This is a genomic window from Pyrobaculum organotrophum (assembly GCF_055384425.1).
The window spans coordinates 1481141-1505765 of sequence record NZ_AP042430.1; the positions used below are offsets into that span (position 1 = coordinate 1481141).

Annotated in this window: 27 protein-coding genes, 1 tRNA gene and 2 pseudogenes; 13 read left to right on the plus strand and 17 right to left on the minus strand. The window is 51.0% G+C overall.

From position 1 onward, the window contains the following. Positions 1-43: 43 nt before the first annotated feature. Complete coding sequence (locus tag ACZ49R_RS09030) at positions 44-235, plus strand: hypothetical protein (protein WP_464732811.1); 192 nt, start codon at positions 44-46, stop codon at positions 233-235. Positions 236-257: 22 nt separating this feature from the next. Here the strand turns inward: ACZ49R_RS09030 and ACZ49R_RS09035 are convergent, their stop codons facing one another. After that, positions 258-1241 (minus strand): metal ABC transporter solute-binding protein, Zn/Mn family, encoded by a 984-nt coding sequence (locus tag ACZ49R_RS09035; RefSeq protein ID WP_464732812.1) that lies wholly within the window; start codon positions 1239-1241, stop codon positions 258-260. A gap of 130 nt (positions 1242-1371) precedes the next feature. On the opposite strand from ACZ49R_RS09035, the gene ACZ49R_RS09040 reads away from it, so the two are divergent. The 3 genes from ACZ49R_RS09040 (at position 1372) to ACZ49R_RS09050 (ending at position 2777) form a co-directional block, all read left to right on the plus strand. Next, positions 1372-1443 (plus strand) — tRNA-Ala (locus ACZ49R_RS09040). Positions 1444-1476: 33 nt separating this feature from the next. Continuing rightward, positions 1477-2457, plus strand: a complete 981-nt coding sequence (locus tag ACZ49R_RS09045; RefSeq protein ID WP_464732813.1) for a sodium:calcium antiporter — start codon at positions 1477-1479, stop codon at positions 2455-2457. 38 nt (positions 2458-2495) lie between these two features. Beyond that, the gene (locus tag ACZ49R_RS09050) at positions 2496-2777 is read left to right on the plus strand and encodes a transcriptional regulator (RefSeq protein ID WP_011761886.1); all 282 of its coding nucleotides are present in this window, start codon (positions 2496-2498) and stop codon (positions 2775-2777) included. Here the strand turns inward: ACZ49R_RS09050 and ACZ49R_RS09055 are convergent. Next, the gene (locus tag ACZ49R_RS09055) at positions 2692-3645 is read right to left on the minus strand and encodes a cation diffusion facilitator family transporter (RefSeq protein WP_464732814.1); all 954 of its coding nucleotides are present in this window, start codon (positions 3643-3645) and stop codon (positions 2692-2694) included. The genes ACZ49R_RS09050 and ACZ49R_RS09055 overlap by 86 nt on opposite strands. Then, the gene (locus ACZ49R_RS09060; RefSeq protein WP_464732815.1) at positions 3646-4395 is read right to left on the minus strand and encodes an indole-3-glycerol-phosphate synthase; all 750 of its coding nucleotides are present in this window, start codon (positions 4393-4395) and stop codon (positions 3646-3648) included. A gap of 54 nt (positions 4396-4449) precedes the next feature. Between ACZ49R_RS09060 and ACZ49R_RS09065 the strand changes: the two genes are divergently transcribed. Then, a complete protein-coding gene (locus tag ACZ49R_RS09065; protein ID WP_464732816.1) occupies positions 4450-5115 on the plus strand; it encodes a queuosine precursor transporter in 666 nt (221 codons plus the stop codon). Here the strand turns inward: ACZ49R_RS09065 and ACZ49R_RS09070 are convergent. Next, complete coding sequence (locus ACZ49R_RS09070) at positions 5101-5907, minus strand: undecaprenyl-diphosphate phosphatase (protein ID WP_464732817.1); 807 nt, start codon at positions 5905-5907, stop codon at positions 5101-5103. The genes ACZ49R_RS09065 and ACZ49R_RS09070 overlap by 15 nt on opposite strands. Before the next feature lie 35 nt (positions 5908-5942). Here ACZ49R_RS09070 and ACZ49R_RS09075 point away from each other — a divergent pair, with 35 nt between their 5' ends. After that, entirely contained in the window at positions 5943-6407 is a 465-nt protein-coding gene (locus ACZ49R_RS09075) for a DUF6884 domain-containing protein (protein WP_464732818.1), read from the plus strand. Between the two features lie 490 nt (positions 6408-6897). Here ACZ49R_RS09075 and ACZ49R_RS09080 read toward each other — a convergent pair whose 3' ends face one another. Continuing rightward, the gene (locus ACZ49R_RS09080; protein ID WP_464732819.1) at positions 6898-7554 is read right to left on the minus strand and encodes a precorrin-2 dehydrogenase/sirohydrochlorin ferrochelatase family protein; all 657 of its coding nucleotides are present in this window, start codon (positions 7552-7554) and stop codon (positions 6898-6900) included. A 499-nt stretch (positions 7555-8053) separates the two neighbouring features. On the opposite strand from ACZ49R_RS09080, the gene ACZ49R_RS09085 reads away from it, so the two are divergent. Then, entirely contained in the window at positions 8054-8251 is a 198-nt protein-coding gene (locus ACZ49R_RS09085; protein ID WP_464734116.1) for a hypothetical protein, read from the plus strand. Here the strand turns inward: ACZ49R_RS09085 and ACZ49R_RS09090 are convergent. Both ACZ49R_RS09090 and cobA read right to left on the minus strand, forming a co-directional pair. Next, positions 8234-8881: a uroporphyrinogen-III synthase gene (locus tag ACZ49R_RS09090; RefSeq protein WP_464732820.1), complete on the minus strand. Its 648-nt coding sequence runs from the start codon at positions 8879-8881 to the stop codon at positions 8234-8236. The two genes, ACZ49R_RS09085 and ACZ49R_RS09090, sit on opposite strands and share 18 nt — an antisense overlap. Beyond that, on the minus strand, positions 8854-9588 hold the full coding sequence (gene cobA, locus ACZ49R_RS09095; RefSeq protein ID WP_464732821.1) for a uroporphyrinogen-III C-methyltransferase: 735 nt from the start codon (positions 9586-9588) through the stop codon (positions 8854-8856). The genes ACZ49R_RS09090 and cobA overlap by 28 nt, the downstream gene beginning before the upstream one ends. A 44-nt stretch (positions 9589-9632) precedes the next feature. Here cobA and hemL point away from each other — a divergent pair, with 44 nt between their 5' ends. Together hemL and ACZ49R_RS09105 are read left to right on the plus strand one after the other, a co-directional pair. Next, positions 9633-10907, plus strand: a complete 1275-nt coding sequence (gene hemL, locus ACZ49R_RS09100; RefSeq protein WP_464732822.1) for a glutamate-1-semialdehyde 2,1-aminomutase — start codon at positions 9633-9635, stop codon at positions 10905-10907. A 2-nt stretch (positions 10908-10909) separates the two neighbouring features. Next, entirely contained in the window at positions 10910-12022 is a 1113-nt protein-coding gene (locus ACZ49R_RS09105; RefSeq protein WP_464732823.1) for a TIGR04053 family radical SAM/SPASM domain-containing protein, read from the plus strand. A 99-nt stretch (positions 12023-12121) separates the two neighbouring features. Here ACZ49R_RS09105 and ACZ49R_RS09110 read toward each other — a convergent pair. After that, positions 12122-12529, minus strand: a pseudogene (locus tag ACZ49R_RS09110) (zinc ribbon domain-containing protein); the annotation flags it as partial. A gap of 89 nt (positions 12530-12618) precedes the next feature. Between ACZ49R_RS09110 and ACZ49R_RS09115 the strand changes: the two are divergent. Together ACZ49R_RS09115 and ACZ49R_RS09120 are read left to right on the plus strand one after the other, a co-directional pair. Next, positions 12619-12912 (plus strand): annotated as a pseudogene (locus ACZ49R_RS09115) (zinc ribbon domain-containing protein); the annotation flags it as partial. A gap of 24 nt (positions 12913-12936) precedes the next feature. Further along, a complete protein-coding gene (locus ACZ49R_RS09120; RefSeq protein WP_464734117.1) occupies positions 12937-13437 on the plus strand; it encodes a hypothetical protein in 501 nt (166 codons plus the stop codon). A gap of 189 nt (positions 13438-13626) precedes the next feature. On the opposite strand, the gene ACZ49R_RS09125 is transcribed toward ACZ49R_RS09120, so the two are convergent. From ACZ49R_RS09125 to purD, 5 genes are read right to left on the minus strand one after another with little or no spacing between them, the layout of a single operon-like run. Next, positions 13627-14550, minus strand: coding sequence for a phosphoribosylformylglycinamidine cyclo-ligase (locus tag ACZ49R_RS09125; protein ID WP_464732824.1), 924 nt, complete (start codon positions 14548-14550; stop codon positions 13627-13629). Beyond that, a complete protein-coding gene (locus ACZ49R_RS09130) occupies positions 14547-15665 on the minus strand; it encodes a phosphoribosyltransferase family protein (protein WP_464732825.1) in 1119 nt (372 codons plus the stop codon). The genes ACZ49R_RS09125 and ACZ49R_RS09130 overlap by 4 nt, the downstream gene beginning before the upstream one ends. 1 nt (position 15666) lies before the next feature. Beyond that, positions 15667-16308, minus strand: coding sequence for a phosphoribosylformylglycinamidine synthase I (purQ, locus tag ACZ49R_RS09135; protein ID WP_464732826.1), 642 nt, complete (start codon positions 16306-16308; stop codon positions 15667-15669). Further along, complete coding sequence (locus ACZ49R_RS09140) at positions 16301-16555, minus strand: phosphoribosylformylglycinamidine synthase subunit PurS (RefSeq protein WP_011761867.1); 255 nt, start codon at positions 16553-16555, stop codon at positions 16301-16303. The genes purQ and ACZ49R_RS09140 overlap by 8 nt, the downstream gene beginning before the upstream one ends. After that, the gene (gene purD, locus ACZ49R_RS09145) at positions 16552-17988 is read right to left on the minus strand and encodes a phosphoribosylamine--glycine ligase (RefSeq protein WP_464732827.1); all 1437 of its coding nucleotides are present in this window, start codon (positions 17986-17988) and stop codon (positions 16552-16554) included. Before purD ends, ACZ49R_RS09140 begins: the two co-directional genes overlap by 4 nt. Before the next feature lie 113 nt (positions 17989-18101). Here purD and ACZ49R_RS09150 point away from each other — a divergent pair, with 113 nt between their 5' ends. After that, positions 18102-18821 carry a phosphoribosylaminoimidazolesuccinocarboxamide synthase gene (locus ACZ49R_RS09150; RefSeq protein WP_464732828.1) on the plus strand — a complete coding sequence of 240 codons (720 nt, stop codon included), beginning with the start codon at positions 18102-18104 and terminating at the stop codon, positions 18819-18821. Here ACZ49R_RS09150 and ACZ49R_RS09155 read toward each other — a convergent pair. The 4 genes from ACZ49R_RS09155 to purL all read right to left on the minus strand — a co-directional run bounded on the left by ACZ49R_RS09155 (position 18802) and on the right by purL (position 23979). Further along, a complete protein-coding gene (locus ACZ49R_RS09155) occupies positions 18802-19737 on the minus strand; it encodes a bifunctional 5,10-methylenetetrahydrofolate dehydrogenase/5,10-methenyltetrahydrofolate cyclohydrolase (RefSeq protein WP_464732829.1) in 936 nt (311 codons plus the stop codon). The genes ACZ49R_RS09150 and ACZ49R_RS09155 overlap by 20 nt on opposite strands. Beyond that, positions 19721-20554, minus strand: a complete 834-nt coding sequence (gene purN, locus ACZ49R_RS09160) for a phosphoribosylglycinamide formyltransferase (RefSeq protein WP_464732830.1) — start codon at positions 20552-20554, stop codon at positions 19721-19723. The genes ACZ49R_RS09155 and purN overlap by 17 nt, the downstream gene beginning before the upstream one ends. 73 nt (positions 20555-20627) lie before the next feature. Further along, a complete protein-coding gene (locus ACZ49R_RS09165; protein ID WP_464732831.1) occupies positions 20628-21896 on the minus strand; it encodes an amidophosphoribosyltransferase in 1269 nt (422 codons plus the stop codon). A 1-nt stretch (position 21897) separates the two neighbouring features. Continuing rightward, positions 21898-23979 carry a phosphoribosylformylglycinamidine synthase subunit PurL gene (gene purL, locus ACZ49R_RS09170; protein ID WP_464732832.1) on the minus strand — a complete coding sequence of 694 codons (2082 nt, stop codon included), beginning with the start codon at positions 23977-23979 and terminating at the stop codon, positions 21898-21900. A 142-nt stretch (positions 23980-24121) separates the two neighbouring features. Between purL and purE the strand changes: the two genes are divergently transcribed. After that, positions 24122-24604, plus strand: a complete 483-nt coding sequence (gene purE, locus ACZ49R_RS09175) for a 5-(carboxyamino)imidazole ribonucleotide mutase (protein WP_011761860.1) — start codon at positions 24122-24124, stop codon at positions 24602-24604. The last annotated feature ends 21 nt before the right edge of the window (positions 24605-24625 follow it).

The window sequence follows — 24625 nt, forward strand, 5'->3', positions numbered from 1 at the left end:
TGTCGAGACTAGGCCGGCTTTTGACTTCCTACGGCGCGGCCTAGTGAGAAACGCAGCGGGGAAGGCTTTTCAAGTGCGGAAGGCGTATATGGCGGCCGTGATAAACATCGAAAAACGGACGCCCGAGGAGGGCCGCGTGCCGCCCGGCCCCATGCCCAATGACCCCACACCCGAGGTAGCCTGGCTACTGATGAAGGCGTGGGCGGGGAGAAAGTCCCTAGGCTGTTGCGCCTAGGGACAGACGGTGAAAAAACCTATTATTTTTTCCTCCTGAGGAGGAGTAGAGTTGCGGCAAATAGCACGATGGTTGTGGCGGCTACTGCGATTGGGATGGTCAGTTCTGGGCCAGCGGCTGGCTGCGTCGTCTGGGTAGCCGCCGTGTTCTGTTGTGTTGCTTGTTTGGCTGTGGTTTCGGTAGCTGAGGACATTTGGGCAACCGCCGCTATTTGTCTAACTGTAGCTTCTAGGGTCTGGATGTAGTTTTTGGAGAAGTCTGCCGTGATTATATGGGGGTTTATTCCGGCTTCCTGGGCTTTCTGTCTAAACTGGTCTACTATACGTAGAGCTTCTCCGCGCACTACGGCAGCTAGGACTGGGGCGCCCTCTTTTGCGTATTGGAGGGCCTTTTGGAGGTCTTGGGTGGTGGGTGGCATGCCTGGCTCTTTGATGAGGACAGCTATGTCTCTGTATCCAAGCCAGTGGAGTATATACTGTGCGGCTGGGGTCAGCGCCACGGCTTTTCCACTGAATCTACAGCAGTACGTCGAGTTGAGCTCCCGTAGCTTCTGTAGGAAGGTGAGGTCTGGCTTTAGCCCGATGGCGTTTGCCACGGCGGCTACCAGCTTGAGGACGTTGGGCGGGTATATGCCGTGGTCGTGGGGGTTCACCGCACCGTTGTCGTACGTTAGATACTGCTGGATTTTTGTAAGGTCTATGACCTTGGCCTTTATCTGGCTGTCTCTAGCCATTTCGGCGATCTTCTGCTCAAAGGGCGCGTGCATGGAGAGGACGACGACGTCGCGTGGAGTAAGACTTGCGAGCATCTGCAGATCTTCAGCCGTCAGCTGGTACTCATGTGGGTCCGACGCCCCCTTTGTGATGAGGACGACGTCTGCATTTGGAAAAGCCTCGCTGAGCACGACGTTATAGGCGGGGAACGACACCACAATCTTTGGCATCGTCTGGGCGGCCGCTGCGATGGCCAACAGGGCGGCCGCAAGGTAGAGAGTTTTCGTCGCCATGGCAGTAGGATCGTGTGGGATATTTAAGTCTTGTGCACGGCATCGGTTTACATCCTCCGTTTTCTTCACGGCTCTGTGCACAGAGAGTGAATCATGGATAAAGTTTTTAAGCTACATGTGTTGCAAAACAGGGCCGGTAGTCTAGCGGAAGGATGCCCGCCTCGCGCGCGGGTGATCCCGGGTTCGAATCCCGGCCGGTCCACTAATTTTAAAAAGCGTCTCTTCTCCAGGCCCTATGGCAGAGGTGTCTCTAGTCCCCTCAATTGGGCCTTTTGGAGTGGTAGTTGGTATTTTACTGACTATCCTCGCTGGTGTGTTAATTGAGCAATTAGTTCACTACATATCTTGGAGATATAGGCGCGCGGCGGTGGGGGTTGCCGCTATCTTCGCCCCCATCATAACCTCAAGCCCAGAGCTGGCTGTCTTTACCGTGGCGCTTCTGCGGGGGCAGATAGAGATCGCTTGGGGGTCTATAGTGGCTCAGCCGTTTATGGCGGCTACTGTGATCTACCCCGTCATCATTTTGACAAGCATAACGGCGTGGGCTCTAGGGAGGAGGAGGTACAAGCTTCCGCATGTCCACCGCATTGTGGCCGTTCCCCTGCTTGTGTTTACCATTCCCCTCTTGCCCATCTTGTTTCTCCACCCGGAGCGCTACGGCGTCTTCGGCCAGCTGTATGGAGTCTTCCTCCTCGTCCTCTACTTCCTATATGCCAAGTTTATGCTTAGAGAGGAGGAGGTGGAGAAGGCCGGCGTCTCCCTCTGGCTTAAGAACCCGGCGGTGCAGACTGCGGCGGCTCTTTTGGCAATGGCGTTTGGCGCCGAGTGGCTCGTAGGTGGGATCAAGGATCTGGGGGCAGCCGCCGGACTTGACAAGCTCGCCCTCTCCATAATCCTCGTCCCCATAGCCACAGTGATTCCCGAGTCTATCGTGGGGCTTATCTTCATAGCTAAGGGGAAGGACGATGAGGGGGTCAGCGTTATTGTTGGGGAGAAAGCGCTCTACAGCACCTTCTACCCCGGTCTCGCCATGGCTCTTGGGGTCTATACCCTTGAGGAGGCGGCGGCGACAGCTCTCATCTTGGCGGTTTTGGTGTCTATTTTTGAGGTAGTGGCTATTTGGTTCGGCTACTTCGGCCTCACAGCTCCCATAGGGCTTGCTGGCTATCTCTATTACGTCCTGTGTTATACACTTCATCAGAGCTGTCCGCTTTAGATGATTTAACATATATAAACCCGGGGTTTTTTGTAGTCATGCATAGAGATAAGGCTATCGGCTTGGGGCTTGTTGTGGCTGGGGTTGTTGGCATTGTGTTGTATGGCTGGCTTGTCTTCTTCTCGCCCTGGCAGTTATTTATCCTCCAGCTGACTGCCTTCGCGGCTGTGGCCGCCGTTTTGGGAATACTGGCGTGGGTCGGCTACGCCCTCGCCACCACCCCGCCGCCGAAGCCTATCGAGGAGATCGAGAAGGAGGTCCAGAAGGCTCTTGAGGAGATCGAGAAGCAGCTGAAGGAGTCTCCTCAGGCCTCTGGCTAGGCTTGTGCGGCTCTACGTGTACGGCGATGTCTCCACCTAGCTCTTCTTTTAGAGTCTTCTCTACCTGGTCTGCAATTTCGTGAGCTTCCTTAACTGTGAGATTTTCATCTACTGCTATTGTTACATCGGCGTGGTATACTCCGCCGGCCTTTCTTACTTTTACAGTCTTTACAGCTTGTACTCCGGCGACTCTTTGTGCAAGTTGACGCGTTTTTATAACAACATCAGGTGGGGCGTAGTCTAATAGCTCAATTATAGATGATTTAAGTAGTGCAAGACTTAGCTTTATGAAGTATATAGTTATGGCGGCGGCTAAGGCGATATCTATCGCCGGGCTCCAACGTGTGAAAACTTCTGGCGCATACTTTTCAGAAATTATGCCGAAGATAAGTAGTGCAAGTATGGCAGAAGATGAGGCGAGGTCTGTGGAGAAGTGGAGGGCGTCTGCTTCGAGAGCTCTTGAAACTCCTCTAAATTTGCGGAGGACAACTACTCTATTGAAATCTACCGCTATGGCTATAGCCATTGTAACAACGCCAGCTAAGCTGGGCGTATATGGCTCCCACCGCACTAGTCTTGTAAATGCCTCATATGCGATAAAAGTTGCAGACGCCATTACTGCTAGAGATCCACCTATTCCGCCTAATGTCTCCGCTTTGTAGTGGCCGTATGGGTGTTCTTCGTCTGGAGGTTTTACGCTAGTTTTAACTGCTAGATATGTAATAGCAACCGCTAGTAAATCAACTGCGGAGTGGACTGCGTCTGCAAGTACCGCCACAGAAAAACTCTGTAGCCACGCCGTTATCTTAAGTGCAGTTACTGCAATGCCTGCAATAAGCGAGGTTAACGCAGCCTTTAGCTTATCCATTTAGCGTCTTGCAACACAGTTTTCAGCTACCGTCTTTAACTCTTTTGCCAAGGCGGGGTTTTTCATAAGAGCTGTGCCAATTAACACCCCCCTGGCATATAGGAGACAAGCCTTCTCCACTTCCTCCGGCTTGGAAATGCCGCTCTCAATTATGTAATCTACATCTCCTCTTAGCGACTTGGCTATCTCAAAGGCCCTTATGAGGTTTGTTTCTAAAGTGCGGAGGTCCCTGGCGTTTATCCCGATTACCACCCTTCCGCCCCACGTGGCGACCTCTTTGGCGTCTTGTACGTTGTCCACCTCTACCAGGGGGGTGAGACCTAGTCTCTGGGCGTATTCGGCGAGCTCCATGGCCTTTTCTCTATCTACAAGCCGGTATATTATTAAGACGGCATCTGCGCCATAGCCATACGCCATCTCTATCTGTCTCTTGTCTATTACAAAGTCTTTCATGAGGACGGGCTTGAAGGTTTTGGCTATAGGTATGAAGCGATAGTCTCCGAGGAACCAGAAGGGCTCTGTGAGGACGGAGAAGGCCGAGACATAGCTGTATAGCTCTGCGAAGTAAGCCCAGGGCGGGAGGTCTAGTCTAACTACGCCGCGGGGCGACGCACGTTTATACTCTGCAATAATGCCGAAGTCTCTGAGGGCTTTTGTAAAGTCTAGTAATGGAGTTGTTCTCGTGGGGGGCGGCGGCTCTGTGGCCAGCCGGAGTTCGACAGTTTTTCTAACTGTGGTGAGAAAATCCACATGTTCGACAAATGCCTGCTTTAAATTTTTAAGCTGAGGTAAAGCCCGCCGTTTATGCTAGCAGTATTTCAAGCTTGGGTCTACGGAGTTGTTCTATACTTAATCTACCTACTTTTAATTTGGCTATGGAAAGAGAAGATAGACACGGTGCTTGTAGGCCTTTTCTTCGGCACGCTCACAGCGGCGCAGTTTATTGCTAACAAACTTGTGGACTACGGCATTGGCGTTGCGCCTGCGGGTACTGTCATATTTATGACTAACGTCGCCGTGTTAGACGCCATGGCGATTTTCTACGGGAGGCAGTTCGCCATGAGAGCCGTGAGGCTCGGCTTCTTCTTCCAGGCGGCGGTGGCCTTCGCCACTTGGGCCGCCGCACAACTACCCCCGCCGGCGTGGTTTGCTGAGAGAGCCGCCGTGGTGGACTCGGTAATCACCCCCTCCGCCAGAATTGCGCTTGCCTCCCTCGCCGCATACCTCATATCCTCCACAGTGGACGTCTACATCGTGACTAAGTGGCCCCGTCTCCACATACTGGCTAGGGTTTATAGCTCTTCTCTTATTTCGCAAGTGGTAGACACGGCAGTGTTTATATCGCTGGCCTTTGGCCCAGAAGCTCAGATAATTCTCGGCCAGATACTCGTCAAGTGGGCCCAGATACCGCTTGAAGCGTTGTTGATATACGGCGCTAGGAGGTATATATCTACGTTAAGAACTAAGTAGAATTCTCGTAATTCCTCCGGCTATTGCCAAAGTGCCTACTACTATATTCACAAGTGTGACATGTTTACTTTTTGCAAATTCTAGCAGAGCCTTTATAGTTACAAGACTAACTACAAGCCCTATCAACATAGCTGTAATAGCTTCGGGAGTGGCCACTGCGCCCCCTTCTGAGAGGTAGGCCAAGGCTGTGGCGCCGAGTCCTGCAATTGGCACTAAGACGAAAGAAGATTTAAAAGCTTCGTCTGGCCGGTAGCCGAGTAGTAACAATGTTGTTGTGGTTATGCCAGAGCGGCTTATGCCAGGCAACACCGATAGGGCTTGGGCTAGACCTACCAACGCCATGTGGCCGAGAGTCATGTCGTTAAAGGTTTTAAGCCCTGCCGCCGAGCGGGCTCTCTGAAGAAGTACTGCGTTAAATATGACTGCGACGCCAAGTACAACCATAAGCCAGCCGGCGCTTGCGCCTAGGAGTAAGTAGCGTTTTGCCGCCATATAAAGCGGTATTCCCACGGCGCCTGTTGCGGCGGTGGTTACTATTATGTAAGTCAGCCATTTTCTTCCCTCGGCGTCTCCAAGAAACCCCCTCAAAATCTTTAGATATACCAGTCTGAAATATATCAATGCGGCTAATACCGACGCGGCCTCGAGAAAGAGTCCCAGCGAATAGGCGAGCTCAGGCGTTACGCCCAGTAGTAGTTGTGAGACAAACATAACCTGCGTCTTGCTACTTATGGGCAACCACTCGGACACTCCCTGAACTACCCCCAATACAACCGCCGTCAAGAAATCCATGGCGTCATCTTTAATTTTGGTATTAATATAGCTATGTGTTTTCAATTGTTACCAACTGTACTGCCGAAAAGCTTAGAGTTGCCGCGCCAGCTAGAGAGCTATATAGAGGGCCTTCTGTGAGAAGAATTGTAAAAGTGTTGGACGAGGTTAGATCTGCTGGGGTTCCCGCCGCTTTGTATATAATATCTGCTAGATATGGGTTGGTACATGAGAATCAAGTATTAGAGCCGTATGATGTGACTCTAAGCGGGAGGTCGCCTGAGGAAATAAAGAAGTGGGCTAGATCTGTTGGCCTTCTAAACGCTATAGCTAAGCTTATTGAAAACTCCACAGTTATACTCGTGGTGTCGAAACCATATTACATAGCGGTGGAGGAGGCAGTGTGTAGCCACGGCGTATACATCCTCGCGCCATATAGAGCATGTGGGAGGTGGATAAAGACAGGCAACTTTAACAAACATATAGTACTTAGAGAGCTATTGTATAAACTGGCGAAGTAATCAAAATATTTTTCAGCACCCCCAACCCTCGTTCATAAAATCACTGAGGGGGCCACCTCTGTACATCATCTAAAATCTATATGTTGTGGGAACTTAAAATCAGCAAAGGGTGAGGTCTTCACCGTTAGGCCACTGGCGGATCATCACTTCACGTCGGTGCAGAATGCCCTCTTCATATATCAGACCGGGTCTTTTCCCCATCGAATGTCAAAACGTTTCACCCTGATAATAAAGTTTTAAAATGTGTTTTTTACACCATCTGAAATGAAGAGAGTAACGTTGTTATAACGACAGTCTATGGGCTTCGCTGATGTGAATCCGCTCCGCTCTTTGGTTCGCCGTGGTGGCCATGGCCGCAGTGGTGCTTGTCTTGAGCGACGCCGTCGTAAAGGCGGCGTTGAGAAGCACATGTTGGCCACGTTGTTAACTACTTTCGTTGCCGCCAGAGACTACAAATGACGGCACGGGTGAGTCCCTAGGCGCCCTAGGGCTAGGCGGCCTTTTCCTCATTTAGGATAGAGTGTAGCAGTTCTCTTCCCCGTTTAATTGCAGCTTTTTCGTCTTTTTCTTTTACATATTTCATAAATTTTTCATCTTCAACTAACTTTTGGTAGAAGCGTAGTCTTGTTTTTGTGTTTTTTATCAATGTTTTTGCCTCGTTCTTTAGCTCTCTATATACACTATAGAATACTGGAATCCAGCTTTCTTTAATACAGCCCTCTATTATGTCTAGTGAAAGTCTAGCCGGCGTGCCCGCCGCGCCTTCGCTAGTGACTGCTACTCTTAGTCCTGCGATTTCTCTCTCGTAGGGCACTACCACATGTGTACGTGTGGCATCTGTGGCGTCGTTTATCAATTTGCCCAACGCCTCAGCTTGTCTAAAGAGTCTCTCTGCAAGTCTTTGATCATCAACTGCGATTACTACTATGTCTGCCCATTTTATATCCTCGGTGGGATCGTAGACGTTGAGATCCGCATATTTTATCTCTACTCCCATGGATTTTAACTCCGGCGTGACGTCTCTTGCAATAACTCTCACCTTGGCGCCCGCTGTGTGAAAATATTTAGCTCTACGCGTCCCCACAGAGCCTCCGCCAAGTATTAGAACTTTTAGACGTGAAGCCTCGACCCAAAGAGGTATGCGCACATCCCTCACATCTACTTTGTTTTTATATCTTTGGGCGCCTTTACATACGTCGCTGAGCTTTATAAAATAAGTAACCCCTTTGTGGTGCCCGAGTCTCCAGGGGGCTCGGGCCCGCCTGCAACCGCATAGTAGACGACCGCGAGACTGGTTGGAATAGCCGCAAAGCCCGGCCACCCCCAGGGCTGGGGGTGTGGTTCATGTAAGAGAGTTTTCTAAGAAGAAAAGTTAAATGGTCAATGAACTGGGGAATGAGTTGTTATTTGGCCCTAGTTCTAAATGGCGTTCGCAGTTTTGAAATGTCGCCATGGTCAATCGTATTTTTTAGTATCTTATTGGACACTCAACTAAGGTTGAAAATGTAAAAACTTGGATACGGCTGTTTTCTTGGATCTGAAGAATGGTATATGAATATGTGTAAAATTTGCGATTATTGGAGAAATTTGACTGGACAGAACGACATCGCTATGTTGTCGACAAAGTTGGTTATAAACTGTAGTATATTAATGTGAGAGGTTCGATACTTGTTGAGGAGGTGTTACTACTGTTGGTAGCAGTGGCGCTTGTGAGCGCATTTGCACTTACGGTAACCGGCGTAGTTCAAAACGCCGTAAATCAAATACTCGGCTTTAAAAATGCTACGAGCAGTATCACTAACCAACTTATAGACGCGGTTAAACAACTACTTGGGCTTAAATAATTCCAACTCTTTTTTCGCCGTTTTTACAGCCTCCTCTATTGTAGCTTCACCCGCCGTTATATGTGGTATTCCCAGTTGTGTCAATTTTTGTGACGTCACGGCGCCGATTGCAACTACGGTCTTTCCTGTGAGGTCTACAGCTTTAGCTATCGTCTCTACGGCGGTTGAGCTTGTAAATACCACAGCTTTTGCCGTGACTATGGCTTTTGCCGCCTCCTCTATCCTGTCTCTATCTAATACGATGTCGTAGACAGGAACTTCTATCACATTTGGCACCAACGTCTTTAACACCTCGTTGCCGGCGCTTGACCTCAAGACGACGACTCTGCCAGGGGCGAGCTCCTTCAGTAACCGCGCTACGCCATAGCTCGTATACTCTCTTGGCACTATACAGTTGCCGACAGCCTCTGCTGTAGAAGGGCCTACACATATAACACATTTGAACTTCTTTACAACGTTGCTTAAATTTATCGAATAAGCCACAGAGGGGCTCATGATGACTAAGTAGTCGCCGTCTGGAATAACAACATCAGGGCGTGGAATTATCCTACCTATAGATATACAGTATGCGCCGCTGGGGCAACGTCCCTCTTTAATTCTAACTACAACAATCTCCGTGCCGCTTCCCATAGCCTAGCCCCCCTCTCTACGACCCTTCCCACGACTATTATACTTGGATTTGGCACAGGGCCGAGACGGCTTAGTGTAGTGGTATAGAACTCTTCATCTTTAAAATATGCGGATTTTATCACGGCGACGGGAGTTTCTCCAGACAAGCCGCCCTCTATGAGCTCTATAGCTATTTCGCCAGCAGAAGAGGCGCCCATATATATGACTATAGTATCTACGGCGTTGGCTAATCGTCTGAAATTTACTTGACGCAAGCCCTTTGAGGGGTCTTCTCTCCCTGTGACTAACGCAACGGAGCTCGCAGTGCCTCTAACTACCGGAGGTATGTAATAACGTGCAGGAGCAGCAAAACCGCTGGTAACCCCGGGGACAAACTCACAGGGAACCCCCCTTGCCACAAGGTATTCACACTCTTCAAACCCCCTCCCAAACACCAAGGGATCCCCCCCGTGGAGTCTCACCACAGTGTTATATAGCTGTGCATATTTGAAGAGCATCTCGTTTATCTCTGCTTGCGTGGGGCCGGCGCCGCCTGGTCTCTTACCCACGTCAATCACTACGGCCCCGGGCTTTACGCGTTTTAACAACTCAGGCGCCACAAGTCTATCGTGGAGTACGACGTCTGCATTTTCTAATAGCCTGAGGCCCTTGACCGTGATGAGCTCGGGGTCGCCCGGCCCTGCCCCCACGACGTAGACCCTCCCCACAAGACTCACTATAAATAGATTTAAAACTATTTGGAATATGTCGTATGCTATTTGAAAGGGCTAGGGGCGTTTTCCCAGGCGGTGTGAACTCCCCAGCTAGAGCTCTTAAACACCTCGCCGCCCCCCTCGTGGCCAAGGGGGCTTCGGGGCCCTACTTGTACACAGACAGGGGGAGGCTCGTGGACTACTGCATGGCCTTCGGCGCGATTATACTAGGCCACGCCCACCCCCGCGTAAAAAACGCGGTGGTGCAACAGCTGGAGAGGGGGTGGATCTACGCTCTCCTCACAGAGGAGGAAGTTGCCTACGCCGAGAGGATAAAAGCCCACGTGCCCTCCATCGAGAAAATGCGTATCGTAAACAGCGGCACTGAAGCCACGATGAACGCCGTGAGACTTGCCAGAGGCTACACGAGGCGGGATGTCATCATCAAGTTCGACGGCAACTTCCACGGCTCTCATGACTACGTCCTTGTAAAAGCAGGCTCTGGGGCAGCCACCTGGGGAATCCCCACGAGCGCGGGGGTGCCGCAGGACGTCATAAAGCTCACCGCCGTTGTGCCCTACAACGACGTCGATGCCTTTGTGAAGACAGTTAGGGAAATAGGCGGGAGGCTTGCGGCCGTCATCGTCGAGCCGATAGCGGCAAACTACGGCCTAATAATCCCCGACCGCGAGTTCATAAAGGCGCTGAGAGAAGAGACGGAGAGGGTGGGGGCTCTCCTCATCTTTGACGAGGTGGTGACTGGGTTTAGAGTTGGGCTTTCCGGGGCCCAGGGCCACTTCGGCGTAAGGCCAGATTTGACCACGCTGGGGAAGGTCGTCGGGGGCGGCTTCCCCATAGGTATATTCGGGGGAAGGGCGGACGTCATGGATATGGTGGCACCAAGCGGCCCAGTCTATAACGCGGGCACCTACAACGCCCACCCGGTCTCCGTGGCGGCAGGGCTCGCAGTTATAGAGGAATTGGAAAAGGGAGAGCCGTATAAAATTGCCAATGAGGCCGCAGAAAGACTGGCAAAGGGCATAGAAGATATCGCCGGGAGGGCCGGTTTCGACGTAGTGGTTAAACAAATCGCCTCCATGTTCCAGCTCTACTTCAAGAGGGGGGATGTGAAAACGCCACAGGACGTGAGAGAAAGCGACGAAAAGCTCTACCTCAAGCTACACGAGCTAGCCATTAAACACGGCGTATATCTAGCGCCGTCGCAGTACGAGACAAATTTCACCTCTGCGGCACACACCCGCGACGTCGTGGAGACCACTTTGGCGGCTCTTGAAAAAGCTTTTACAGAGTTAAAAAGCCAAGTGGGGAAGTAGACGTGAGAGAGGTTAAGAAGCTCATTGAGAGGTTTCACAGCGCCCCCCTCATTGTGTTTTGGGAATCTACCAAGGCCTGCCCCCTTGCCTGTAAACACTGTAGGGCAGACGCAATACTGAAGCCGTTGCCCGGGGAGTTAAACACAGAGGAGGGGAAGAGACTTATTGAACAAGTGGCGTCTTTTGGCGACCCCAAGCCGCTACTAGTGATCACAGGGGGAGATCCCCTTATGAGAAACGACTTGTTTGACCTCATTGACTACGCAAACCAGCTGGGTGTCCCCACGTCGCTTGCCCCAGCCGTCTCGCCTAACTTAAACCAAGAGGCGCTTAAAGCCGTTAGAGAACACGGCGTCAAGTCTATTTCTATCAGTTTAGACGGCGCCAGAGAGGAGACACATGACGAGCTACGGGGGGTCGCTGGAAGTTTTCGCGACACTGTGGCAGTTATAAAAACGGCAGTTGACATGGGGATACAAGTCCAGGTAAATACTGTCGTTTGGAGAAAGTCTCTAACCGAGCTCCCAGAAGTTGTCAAGTTAATTACAGACTTGGGAGTGAAGACGTGGGAGGTCTTCTTCCTAATAGTCACCGGCAGAGCAAAAGAGGAGCTTGACATCACGCCGGAGGAGTACGAAGCGGCTGTGCAGTTTCTCGTAGACGTCTCTACATACGGCCTACAAGTGAGGACTGTGGAAGCGCCGTTTTATAGAAGGGCAAAGCTAGAGAGACTAGAGGGCAAGACCTACGACAGCTCGCTATATAAAAAGCTGGTAGAGCGGCTCAGGGAGCTGATGGGCCCGCCCAGAAGGGGGATCGACCCTACCATAGTCCCCACACGTGACGGCTTTGGCATAATCTTCGTCGCTTACGACGGCACTGTATATCCAAGTGGCTTCTTGCCCTACCCCCTGGGAAACGTCAGAAGACGGAGCCTGGTGGAGATATATAGAGAGCACCCACTTCTCCAAAAGATGAGACGCGGCGAATTCGGCGGGAGATGCGGCGTCTGCAAATACAAAGACATATGTGGGGGCTCAAGGGCAAGGGCCTTCGCCTATTTCAAAGACCCACTAGCAGAGGATCCAGCATGCATCTACAGCCCCCCTTTGTAGCGCCCGGCCTCCCCGGGGGGCTCGGGTCGTTGGGGGCTGGCTGTGTCCCTTGGTCGCCGGGCCCCAGAGCCGGGGTAGTGGCTCATGAAATGAGGAAACTTACGAGGTTAAAAGTGTGGTGGTCGCTGAAAAAGCGGGTTGTTTCTGGAGGATTTCCCAGTACCTCTTTTTGGCCCATATCAGCGGCACGTTGTCTCTATGTGCCCCGAAGCCGCAGGCGGGGCATTGTATCCGCCTGTTATTCAGCTCCTCCATCTTCGCGCCACAGCGGGGGCAGATGGTCGAATACAATCGTTCCTCCAAGTACGGAATGCCATACCACTGGGATAACTCCTTCAACATCTTCCTCAACTGCCCAAGCCCGTCTAGGAAGTGTTTCTTCACTCCGCTACTGTCCCCCTCCTTCAGCTCCCGGTAACTCTCGTCCTCCACTGCGTCAACCACGACGGCGGCTTGGTGCTCTCTGGCCAACTTTATGATTTCACGCGCCGCGTCTACCACGATGTCTCAGATTAGACTACGCCCTTCTTTAAGTCGACGAAGACGGCCTTACTTGTATCTTTCTCGTTCCCAACTCTAAGTTGGACGTTTAACGGAGCCGCCTAGACCACTACATAAAGGTTGGGCTGGTTGTTGATGGCAGAGTCGTGGAGCTACTGAAGTTCCCCGAGAGGAGGCGGATTCAGAAGCTTGAGAGGATTCATGCCCACATAAGCCGGCTGAGTAGAGCCCTCGCGCATGTGGACGAGGACAGAGACCCGCGTTGAGCGTTGGATCTCCAGAGGCAGTTGTGGAAATTTATTTAATTATGTATAATCCGCGAAGTCGTGGTAGACGCAACGCGCGAGGCCATAAGGCTGGCGAGAGAGCGTCAAGCCGCTGTAGTGTTGATCTTCCACGGCTCTAGAGACTCTATGCACAATACACAGGTTGCAGAGATAGCTAAGGCCCTGGGTGTCTCCTACGCCTTTCTGGAAGCGGCGGAACCGAGATACAGAGGCGGCGGGCTGGGCGTGCCTATATTTATCACAGAGGGTAGCGACTACCGGAAGGCGCTAGAGGTGGCGGCTGTCAAAGCGCCCCCCCTCCTCGGTTGGCCGGGGTTTGTGGATTATCTAAGGGGGTTGGGAGCTGACCTCTACATCTTCCACGGGCCAGACGCCGGGGGGCAGATCCGCCACACCGGCCTGCCTGTTGTCTTTCTCTACGGCGAGCCAAACATAGACTCGGCGCCTTGCGTCACCACGGCGGCGCCGGTGGTTCTGACGCGGGGCGTTATATACAACGAAATCGCTAGGAGATACAGCAGATGTAAGACACAGCTACTCCCGCCTCTCGCAGAGCAACCAGGCTTTATCGAGTATCTAAGAAGGGCTTTGCCCGTTGTCTTAGATCTCTATGCGGTTTACCAATAGCCCCCTTTGCGGCGCCCCACTTGCGGCTTCAACAACAACCGAGACAACGTGCCGCTGATATAGGCCAAGAAGTTGTACAACAAGCTAACTTCCACAACCACCCCTACACTCGCCTCCGCACCTCTTCTGATTCCACAACACAGTTAAACATTTTTCCCAAAAGGACATTCTCAGCTTCAACCCCCTCAATTATATTATTATGGAATTTACCAATAGGCCACCGCCTTGTTTAACCTCGCCGATGGGTCTCGGGTTTAGGGGCTCTAGAGCTCTCAGCGCCTCTCCAAGCCGGTCTTTAGTCGTGTAGACAACCATGCCTATGCCCATGTTAAAGACTTGGTAAGCCTCGTGTGGCTCAACCCCCCTCTTGACAATCTCTCTGAAGAGACATGGAACGTCGAAGGCCACCTCTGCCCCCAGGCTGCCGAGCGCCTTTTTCAACTTCCTATACCCACCCCCCGTGATATGGACCGCTCCGGCGACTGTATCCTCCTCCATGGCCTTCAACACGGGGCTATAGTCGGCGACTTCTGCCAGCAGTAGCTCTGCCGCTGGCCTGCCGCAGACTTCCTCCTCTGGCTTAAACAGTCGGCGTAGCAGGCTGTAGCCATTGGCGTGGGGACCTGTGGATGGGAGACCTATCAAGACGTCGCCTGGGGCCGGCGGCCTTGTGTACGCGGCTTTTATCCCAAGGACTGTGCAGACTACGTCTATGCCGTAGATCACTCCCGGCAGAACTGCCGTTTCGCCGCCCAAGAGCTGAGCGCCGACTTCGCCAGCTTTGGAAGCAACGCCGGCTACGACCCTGGGCACCTTGTCTAGGTGTTGGGGCTCTACAGCTACATAGTCCACAACGGCCAGCGGCTTAAAGCCGTCGCAGACTATATCATTTACATTTACTGTGACACAGTCTCTCCCAGCTACCTCAAGTCTGTCTAACTCTAGCGCCAACACTGCCTTTGTTCCCACGCCGTCTACATGGAGCGTAAGTCTGGCGCCGCCTACCTCTAGAGAGCTTGTGTAAATCCCCCTGGCGCCTCCGAGGTATTGAGACACCGCTTTGTGTACCGCCCAGTGTTTGTCTAGGTCTACGCCGGCGTCTCTATACCTCATCGTCTCGGTCTCATACAGAGGGTGCAGACCGAGACCCCGGCCTCTTTCAAGGTCTCTTCTAGCTCGTCGGCTGATAGGTAGACTATGCCGTCTACCTCCAAGGCGTATTTAACTTCGTCAGGCGGCACGGCGTTATAGATCATGTGGCTCTCCGGTGGCATTTTCACGCCGTGGGGACACGTTCTCCTCAGTGGAGGCGCCACTACCGCCACGTATATCTCAAGGGCGCCGGCTTTCTGACGTAGCATCTGCGCCACAAGCCTTATGGTGATGCCACTTATCATACTGTCGTCTACTAGGAGCACCCTCTTCCCCCTCACTGCTGACTCTATGACGTTAGCCTTCAGCTGTATGACGGCCATCCTATCTCTCACTTCGTCTAACAAGGCGCTTCTCCCCCTCGCCGTTGCGACAAAGGCAGGCAGATAGGGCCTCCCAAGGGCAGCAGCTATATGGGCGGCGTAATATGAACCCGTCTCTGGGATGCCCACAACTACGTCTGGTGTGTAGCTTATCTTCTCTACGAGCTTCTTAGCAATTTTCTCTCTGACAGAAGCCACCTCAACGCCGTCTATTCTGCTGTCGGGTCTTGCCATATATATAAACTCAAGGGCGCAGAGCGGGCCGCTGGCTCCGCCGCCTCTTGACCTTAGATACAACTCGCTGACCTCTATGATTTCCCCCGGCCGTAGCGACCTTCTGATCTCACCGCCTAGGATTTCGATTGCCGCGCTCTCTGTGGAGATTATGGCGTAGTCAAACCCATGTGCGCCGAGGGTTAGATGCCATAGAGACTCGCCACGTCTAGCTGCCACAACCCCATCTCTCCGTAACTCGACGTATGTCCCCCCGTCGTTAGTTGAACACCTCACGCCGCCCTCTACCTCTCTACAACAGCCGCCGTTAGGCGAGACGCAACCGACCGCCGCCGAGCCGCGGAGAGATCTTTCCACCTCTCTAGAGAGGTCCACTTCGACCCTCTCCACCCCGCCGTTGTATACATACGCCTCGGCGAAGTCGCCGCGGTTTGTCAAAGCCTTAAGGCCGTAGTATACCATAGACCAAAGCTCTACGGGGCCCCCGAAGCTATATATCGCGAAGAGACCCACCGACATGTCACCCCTTGAGCCAGCTCTTTAGGCTTAGCCACAGCTTTAAGCCGCCGACGCCGCCTCTGGAGATATCTCTATCCACTGCCCTCTCGGGATGCGGCATTAGGCCGAGGACGTTTCCGTTACTCACCCCAGCGGTGGCGTTGTGAGACCCGTTGGGGTTTTCCACATATCTAAAGGCTTGGGTATAGGGCCCCGACGGTATGTACCTACCTTCGCCGTGGGCAATAGGCATATACACCACCTCTCCCGGCTCGTATAGATGGGTGAAGGGAGTTTTCACATCTACTACGGCCACCTGAATCCACTTCGATATAAAGCCGGGGGGCTCGTTGGGGGCCAGCGCACCTGGGAGAAGACCGGCCTCGACTAGTATCTGGAACCCGTTGCATATGCCCAACACGGGGATCCCTCTCTCTACGTCTCTCCTTAGCTGTTCTATGGCCTCTGTCTGTGCCGCTATTGCCCCAGCCCTGAGGCGATCTCCGTAGCTGAAGCCGCCGGCTAACACAACCGCGTCATATTTCCCCGCGGCGTAGTCTCTATACCACACAATCTCCCCCTGGAGACCTACTAAATTCAGCGCCCTCAACACATCATAGTCGCCGTTGGTACCGGGAAATTTTAAAACAGCCACTCTATACATATTCCACTCTCACCACCTCTACCATGTGGACGTTTGGATTGCCCAAGCGCATATCCCACGCCAGCTTCAACGCCTTCTCTCTGGCCTCCTCCGGGCTTGAGGCCTCGATAGTTAATACTAGACACTTCCCCGCCCTCACCTCTATACTAACGCCACGGCGTTCGAAGATCTCCCTCTGGATAGTCTCGCCTTCGGGATCCCTAATCCCCCGCTTGTAGGCTATGTTTAAGTAAACGAGGTACCTCATAGCTTATACTCTCTCAGCCCCACCCCCGGCTCCCATATCGCAATTTTGCCGTCTAAGCCTCTCTCCCTTCTCCACTTGTAGACAGCTCTTATTTTGCCCGCCTTAGTTGCCATGTAGGACATATACTCAGGCGAGCCAATGTCGCGGCGGTAGTAGACGCCGTCTCCCCTCACCGCAGACATACACCTCTCCGACTTAAGATAAGCTTCTTCTGCCGTCTTCCCCGGGGCGAGGATTTCAAGTGCCCTAGAGCCAAGTGTGATATAGGCGCCGTCTCTCTCTTCAACGGACGAGAAGAAGACGAGACATCCCTCTCTTTTGATCACGTCCCAATCGATATATACCCTCCTCCCCTTGGCTATATTTCTTTTATGTGGATAGCCCAGGGGGGCAAGAGCTTTAACCACTGTGTATTCCTCCTTAAACCTCCTCTCAGCCTTGTGAAGTTTACCATCGGCGGCAAGACTAAACAGAGAGTAGGCGTCTCCCTCGTAGAGATAGAGGGCGTTAAGTGCCTCTGGGTCTCCCAGCCTGCTGTAGTACTCAATTATGACGGGGCCGCGCGTTGTCAACATCATTTGTCCACTGATTACGCCCACATATCTCTCGCCGAATTCCTCACGCAAGGCTTTTACAGTGAACTCTACAGCCTTCTTAGCTTCTTCTACCTCTCCCTCCTCCAAGAATGGCAACGGCGAGATTGTCCCCATGCCGCCGCATTCAGGTCCTACGCCATATTCATATGCATGTGGATTGTCTTGTACAGGCGGGAAGAAGAATAGCGTCTCGCCGTCTGTTAACGCTTGTATTGTAAACTCGATACCCCATACAGCCTCTTCTACAAGCACTGCGGCGTCAACATCCCTAAAATTAGAAAGTTGTTTCATTATGTCTTCAGCGCTTTTTCTATACGCTTCGTCAAATTCCAGATATTTGGCATCTCCATAGATCACTCTCACCCCCTTGCCACCGGCTTGTCTAATGGGCTTTATCGCCACAGCGCCAAGAGCTTTACTAAAGCTATACGCCTCCTCTATGTTTTTAAATACGCCGTATATCAACCTCCCGGGTATTCCATACTTCCACTGTAGAGCTCTGGCGACGTCTTTCCGCATTTCAATAATAGCAAGTCTCTTAGAGGCGCCTAAAGTTCTAAACCCTTTTTCACGTAGGGCATCAGACACCCCTGCGAAAAGCGGCTCTTCTGGGCCTATGATAACTAAGTCAGGAGAGAACTCCTCAGCGGCCTTAACCACAAAATGGGGGTCCACGGGGCTTCCTAAGAAGACCCTCCCCCCGGTACGTTTTGTAATGTCTACAAGCCCGGGGTTTAGATGTGAAATCACGGCGCCAACGGCAACCCCCGACTTTTCTAATGACCAGGCAATGGCGTGTTCTCGCGCGCCGTCGCCTACGACTAACACTTTGTCCATGGCGAGACGAATATGTCTATTTAAAAGTTTATTGAAAAAATATCTGGGGGCGACGCGGGAAATCCCATCTTCATTAAAAGTGAATATTTAAAAGACATAGCGCAGTAGTACATATGGAGTTGGTCTATGAGGGGAAAGCCAAAAGAGTTTACTCTAGGGGAGACACGTTGGTGTTGGTATTTAAAGACGAAGTTACGGCTTTTGATGGAGCTAGGAGAGACACAGCGCCTAACAAAGGCGCGCTTTCTGCAGCTCTCTCCGCCATCTTATTTAAATACCTAAGTAGAGAAGGCGTGGAAAATCATTTCATACAAATGGTGGATTTAAATGCGTTAGAAGTCTATAAGACAGATGTAATACCACTGGAGGTTATTGTTAGATTTAAGGCATATGGTAGCTACTTGAGGAGAATGCCGCTTGTAGCCCCCCTGCAAGAGTTTAGAAAACCGCTTGTAGAACTCCACCTAAAGGACGACAGACTCCACGACCCTCTCATATTGCCGCAAGACGCTGTAGAAGCCGGCATATTAAAAGAAAGCGAAATCTATGAAATCGCCGAAATTGCAACAAAAGCGGCAGAGACGTTAAGAAAGCTTTATAATAAAGCTAATTGCGATTTTATAGATATAAAGTTTGAATTTGGTAGACGTAGTGGAAAGTTTTTACTTATTGATGAGATAAGCGGCGACACCTTTAGACTTTTGTGTAATGGCGAACACCTAGATAAAGAATACTATAGGAAGACAGGCGATGTAAAAGGGCTTTTACAGAGGTATGAACAACTACTTATACTCACTAGAGAGCTCCTAGGCATTAAAGAGCGAGAAGTCTAGGCGAGGCGACGCGTGTTGCAACCATATAGCTCGTAATTATGAGGTTTTTCACAAGGCGAGCTCTAGTGGCAAGTCCCACGCCGCCGATATTTGGCGTTAGATAAGACGCTTTCTCAGCTACGCTTTTCTCATCAACGTCGAAATACCACTTTTTTGTAACTGGGTCAACCTTGCCGCCTACGCCGACTACTACGGCGCCCTCTTTTATAAAATCTCCAGTGAGCTTCCAGGGGTTGTCGCTGTATAGCTCCGGCGGCCTCCCCACTGCGGAAATTACAATATCTGCATTTCTTACGTAATATTTTCTGTCTTTACTCAGGGCGTGGAGAACTGTAACTGTTGCATCTAGTTGCATTAACATTATAGAGAGTGGAAACCCCACCAAAGTCCCCTTGCCAACTACAACGACGTCCTTGCCTCTGACGTCGATTTTATATTGTCTAAATAACTCCAGTATACCGGCGGGTGTACAAGGCAAGATATCTCTATCTAAGTCGAAGCCTGTCACTAGCCGTTTCTTATTTTCGGGGGTAAGGCCATCTACGTCTTTTAGAGGGGAGAGTCTCTCAAAAATCTTTGTCTCGTCTACGTACGGCGGCAGAGGCTTTTGGACTAATATGCCAGTTACATCATCTGCGTTATTTAACCTCTCTATTAATTTCAACGCCGCAACCTCTCTTTTCTCCGGCGGCTCTTTATATAGCTCGAAAAGCTCGACCTCACCTCCTATAGACTTAATATCTCTTGCCTTTAGAGATACGTATCTATGTTGCGTCTCCAACTCTATTGGGTCGTCGTTTAGAAGGAGTACGGCTAGCTTTGGAGTAACTCCATAGCGCTCTAACTCTTTCACGTGGCGTCTAGCCCACTCCAGAGTTTCTGTATGTAGTCTGTCGCCTTTAATCCAAACAACCATGGGGACATATCAAATGCATGGGCTTTCCAGACTCACGCCACTCTCTAAGCTGATACTCTACATAGACTCTTTGTCTCTCACGCCACTCTCTAAGCCAGCCTTCGCCAGTTTTTAACACAGCTCTAGCCACCTCAACTTCCTCTTCTTCATACTTAATCCTGCCCCCCTCCTCTATCACCTTGGGATATTTTACACGTTCGCTAATTACCTCCAGCAAGCCGTCTGCCACAGCCTGTATTACTCTTGAGTAGAGCCTATGTTCATATATCAAAATTCTATCGGCTAGTATAGCTAGTTTTTCTTCATATGGGAGGTCAAGCCCGTATATATCCCCTATGTATACAGGCCATTGATCTAGAATGGGGCCTCCATCTACAGACTCATCTACTAGGTGTACAGTGGGGCCGGAGATTTTTACGCCAGCCCTGTACACTTCCATATGGACTCTCAAACCATACATCCCCTTACCCCCGGCAAATGGCAAAAGAGAGGGGTGGATGTTTAATATCCTCCACCTAAATTGTTCAATAAAGGAAGACCCCAATATGTAGTCGTAGCCAGCCAGTATTACTAAGTCTACGCCATATTGTCTCAAAAGGTCTGCTAGTTCTTGTTCTCTCCTCGCCCTGGCGACCCCCCTGTGTTGTATATACACAGCCTCTACGCCGTAGGCCTCCGCTATCTTTCTCACTGGCGCATTTTCGTCTGTATATATCAACAACACAGGCTCTACCCCTCTTAAGACGCCTAGTTTTACATGGTCAAATATAGCTTTTGCATTTGTACCCCTCCAAGACGCCAGAATTCCTATTTTCACAGTCACGAAATTTAAACAGATATATAAACTATTGCGTTAATTTCCACGGTTTTTCCTAATGTATTTTAACTATTCATTTAAAATTCCTAGAAAGCTCTCTCTCAGCCCAATCTATGTTTATTTCATGGGGATATACGCCGGTGAAACAGCTGTAGCATACGACATCGCCGAGGATAGCTCTAAACTTCTCCATGGAGATATAACGAAGGGTATCCGCGCCTATTATCTCTCTCACCTCTTCCACATCTCTTCCCCATGCTATAAGCTCTGTTCTTTTTTGAAAATCCATTCCATAGAAACAAGGCCATCTAATTGGCGGAGACGCTATTCTCACATGTACTTTAGTCGCGCCGGCTTTTTTTAACATCCATATAATGGCCTTTATATTTGTACCTCTTATGAGCGAGTCGTCGATGAGAAATACTCTTTTCTTTTCTATAAAATCTCTCACTACATAAAAAGCCTCTTCTGGTTTTCTCTCGCTCGGAGGCCTTATGAATAATCTGCCAGAAAATCTATTTTTCACCACGGCGTCTACAACCTCTAGGCCTAACCTCTTGGCAAAACCTAACGCGGCGTGCCGTGCGGTTTCAGGCACGTAGGTAACTACATCGCCTTCTTCTGTCTCATCTTCCGCCAGGGCGCGGCCTAGGGCTTTTCTAACGTCTGCCACAAGTCTCCCCCCAAGTTTTGACGCAGGGTGGGCGAAATATACATATTCTAACGCGCATAGTCGCGTCGGCTTTGGGTCTATCTTCCAAGTAGATATTCTATCGCCATACATTATAGCGACGCCAGGCGCCAACTCTATGCCGTTTTCAAGCGCTACAGTCTCCGACGCGATTTTTACGCCATCTATATCGTGGCTTAAGGCCAACGGCCTTATCCCATGCGGATCTCTCACTGCAAGTATACCCCATGGAGTAAGCGCCACAAGTGACGCCGCCCCCACTATCCTTTTATACACCTCTTGTACGCCTTCTACAACCCCCCTCTCCCACATCTCTCTTGCCAAACTTTTTGCTAAAGCCTCGCCGTCAAACGACGCCGTGTTATCCAGCTGTCTAAAATTCACGATTGTGCCGTTGAAAGCAACTGCAATTTCTAGATCTCGGTATTTTACATACACCGGCTGTAAAGACATACCGTAGGGCCCCGAGGTGGAGTATCTAACGTGTACTAACGCAGCTTGCGTATCCTCTGGGGGTTTCCCCAATTTCACCGCGCCGTTCTCTAAATATGCATATCCAACGCCCTCGTGTCCTCTATGTGATAGCCAAAGGCCTATTTTTACCACCGCGGCCCCCGCCCCTTTACCCCACGCTGCGCCTATGCCACACATATCAAAGAGACATTAGACGTTTAAGCTCTTCTACCCCCCGCTTATATATCAACGTCCCGCCACATTTAACCACAAACTCTTCGCCATATGCCTCGCCAATTACAACGCCAGGCCCCTCTGCTCCAGCTGCTATAAAACGGCCATTCGACTCGCTAAATAATAGATAGTCTAGTCTTGTAGTCTCTGCCGGGGCTTTACATACATCTATTTCGCCGCCTATGCCGCTGTTTATAGCCATTTTTGCCAACGCCGTAATTAACCCGCCGAGTCCTACGTCAGTAGCGCCACTTATTTTCCCAAGCCAGCTCTGTATAACCGCTACAATTTCTTTTTCAGCCGCATAATCTATACTAGGAGGCCTTCCAGCAAGTATCCCATGTACTCTCTTTAAATACTCGCTCCCCCCTACTTCACCTTTTGTAACGCCCCAGATGTATATTTTATCGCCGTCGTGCCAAAGCGCTCTATTTGCCTTAGACACGTCGTCAATTTTGCCAAGCACGACCACGGCAACTGTCGGCTTTATGGGACGGCCCATGTATTCGTTGTATAGGCTGACTTTACCCCCTACAATAGGCACCTCAAGTTCAGTTGCGGCTTCCTTTAGGCCTTGTACAGCTTGTACAAACTGCCAGTAGACTTGCGGCCTCTCGGGACTCCCCACGTTTATAGAGTCTACGGCGGCGAGGGGAACTCCGCCCACAACGGCGACGTTTCTATAGGCTTTTACAAAGGCGTTGGCGGCCCCCAGTCTCGGATCTAAGAAGGTGTACCTCGGATTGGCGTCTCCCTTTACTACAAGGCCCAGTTGCCCACGTTGATAGAGTTTTAACACTGCGGCGTCTCCCTCCCCCGGCTTTACTGCCGTCCTAACTCCTACATCGAAATCAAAGCGCATGTATATGGACTCTTTCTTAGCTACATTGGGGGAGGACAAGACAACATCTATCGCTTTGTCTATAGGCGGCTCGGGGATTTCGGGAATATCGGATGGTTGGTAAGGCTCTTGGGGCCAGAGGATTTCCGGCGCTCCATCTGCTAGAGAAATAGGTATGTCGACTATCTTAACGCCCTTCCACATCACCAATACTCTATCGCTTTTTACAAAACGCCCTGGGATAGAGTATGGAACCTCGTATTTTCTCAACGCCTCCTCTAGATATGGCAAATCTCGTGGAGAAATGACGAAGATCAGACGTTCTTGTGTCTCGCTTATGAGCAACTCCTCGGGCAAGGCCGATGCATCTCGTACATGTAGCTTGTCTAGGTGGAACTCCACCCCTAGGGAAAACCAGTGAGAAAGCTCGGCGAGAGCTGTGGCCAAGCCCCCACCTCCCAGGTCTTTTATGAACTTTACACATCTACTAACTTCTTTCACTACGTCGATTAGCTTTTTTCCCATTAGGGGGTCTGCCACTTGTATTGCGCCGAGGTCCTCGCCCCCCTCCAAGGTCTTGCTGGCGAAGGCCGAGCCGCCTAGTCCGCTTCTGTCTGCCCCAAGGCCCGCCACCACGATGTAGTCCCCAGGCTCTACGTAACCCTTCGGCACAGCCTCTGCCTCAACCACCCCGACGCAAGTGGCGAGGACTATGGGAGTGTATGTAAAATCTTCGTCAAACCACGTCTCGCCGCCCACCACGGGGACCCCGACCCGGTTGCCATAGTCAGAGATACCCTTAATCACGTTAGAAAATATCCACTTGGCGTGGGGGTCCTCGGGAGGGCCGAAGTGTAGATTAACGAGAAGAGCTATCGGCGTCGCTCCAACGGTTAGGATATCTCGTATTATCCCACCGACGCCGGTAGCTGCCCCGTTGTAGGGGTCGACGGCGCTAGGGTGGTTATGTGACTCTATCTTAAAGCTGACGTAGAGACCGTGTGCCACCTCTACAAGCGGGGCGTCTGTGCCCCTTCCTCTAACAACCCACGGCGCAGAGCCGGGGAGCTCTCTGAGCCACATCTTGGTGGATTTGTAGGAGCAGTGCTCAGACCAATGTGACGTGAAAAAGGCCAACTCGGCGGCTGTGGGCTCTCTCCCTAGTCTCTCACGTATTATCTCAAGCTCGCGTTGTGTTAAACCCATGGGTATAGGAACTGGCTGTTATAAAAGTTTAATCACTCGGTTAAATATACTGCGGATTTTTATTGAAGGGACGTAGGCGATTTTACGCATATGTTTAAAATATTACCGGGGAAGGTATAAATTGGTCTAAGTCACCTGGGACATGAAGGTGGCTGTGATAATGGGGTCTATAAACGACCTAGAGGTTATGAAAGAGGCTCTAGAAGTTTTAAAGATGTTAGAGATACCATATGAAGCTAGAGTAGTAAGCGCCCATAGGACGCCAGATTTTATGGCAGAATTTGCTAAAAAGGCAGAGCAGGAATTTGATGTAATTATAGCCGGGGCTGGAGGGGCTGCCCATCTGCCAGGCATGACTGCGGCATATACGCCGTTGCCTGTCATAGGCGTCCCCATACCGACAAAACACCTCGGCGGTTTAGACTCGCTACTGTCTATCGTCCAAATGCCCAGGGGCACTCCCGTAGCCACTGTGGCAATAGGCGGAGCTGCAAATGCGGCTTTTCTCGCAGCTAGAATCTTAGGCATAAAATACCCCGAGGTGAAAGAGAAAGTGAAAAAACATATGGCACAAATGCGCGATGAAGTTCTTTCAAAAAGCTTCTTAGGCGATTTTAAGCCATAAAATAAAAATCTAGGGGGTAAA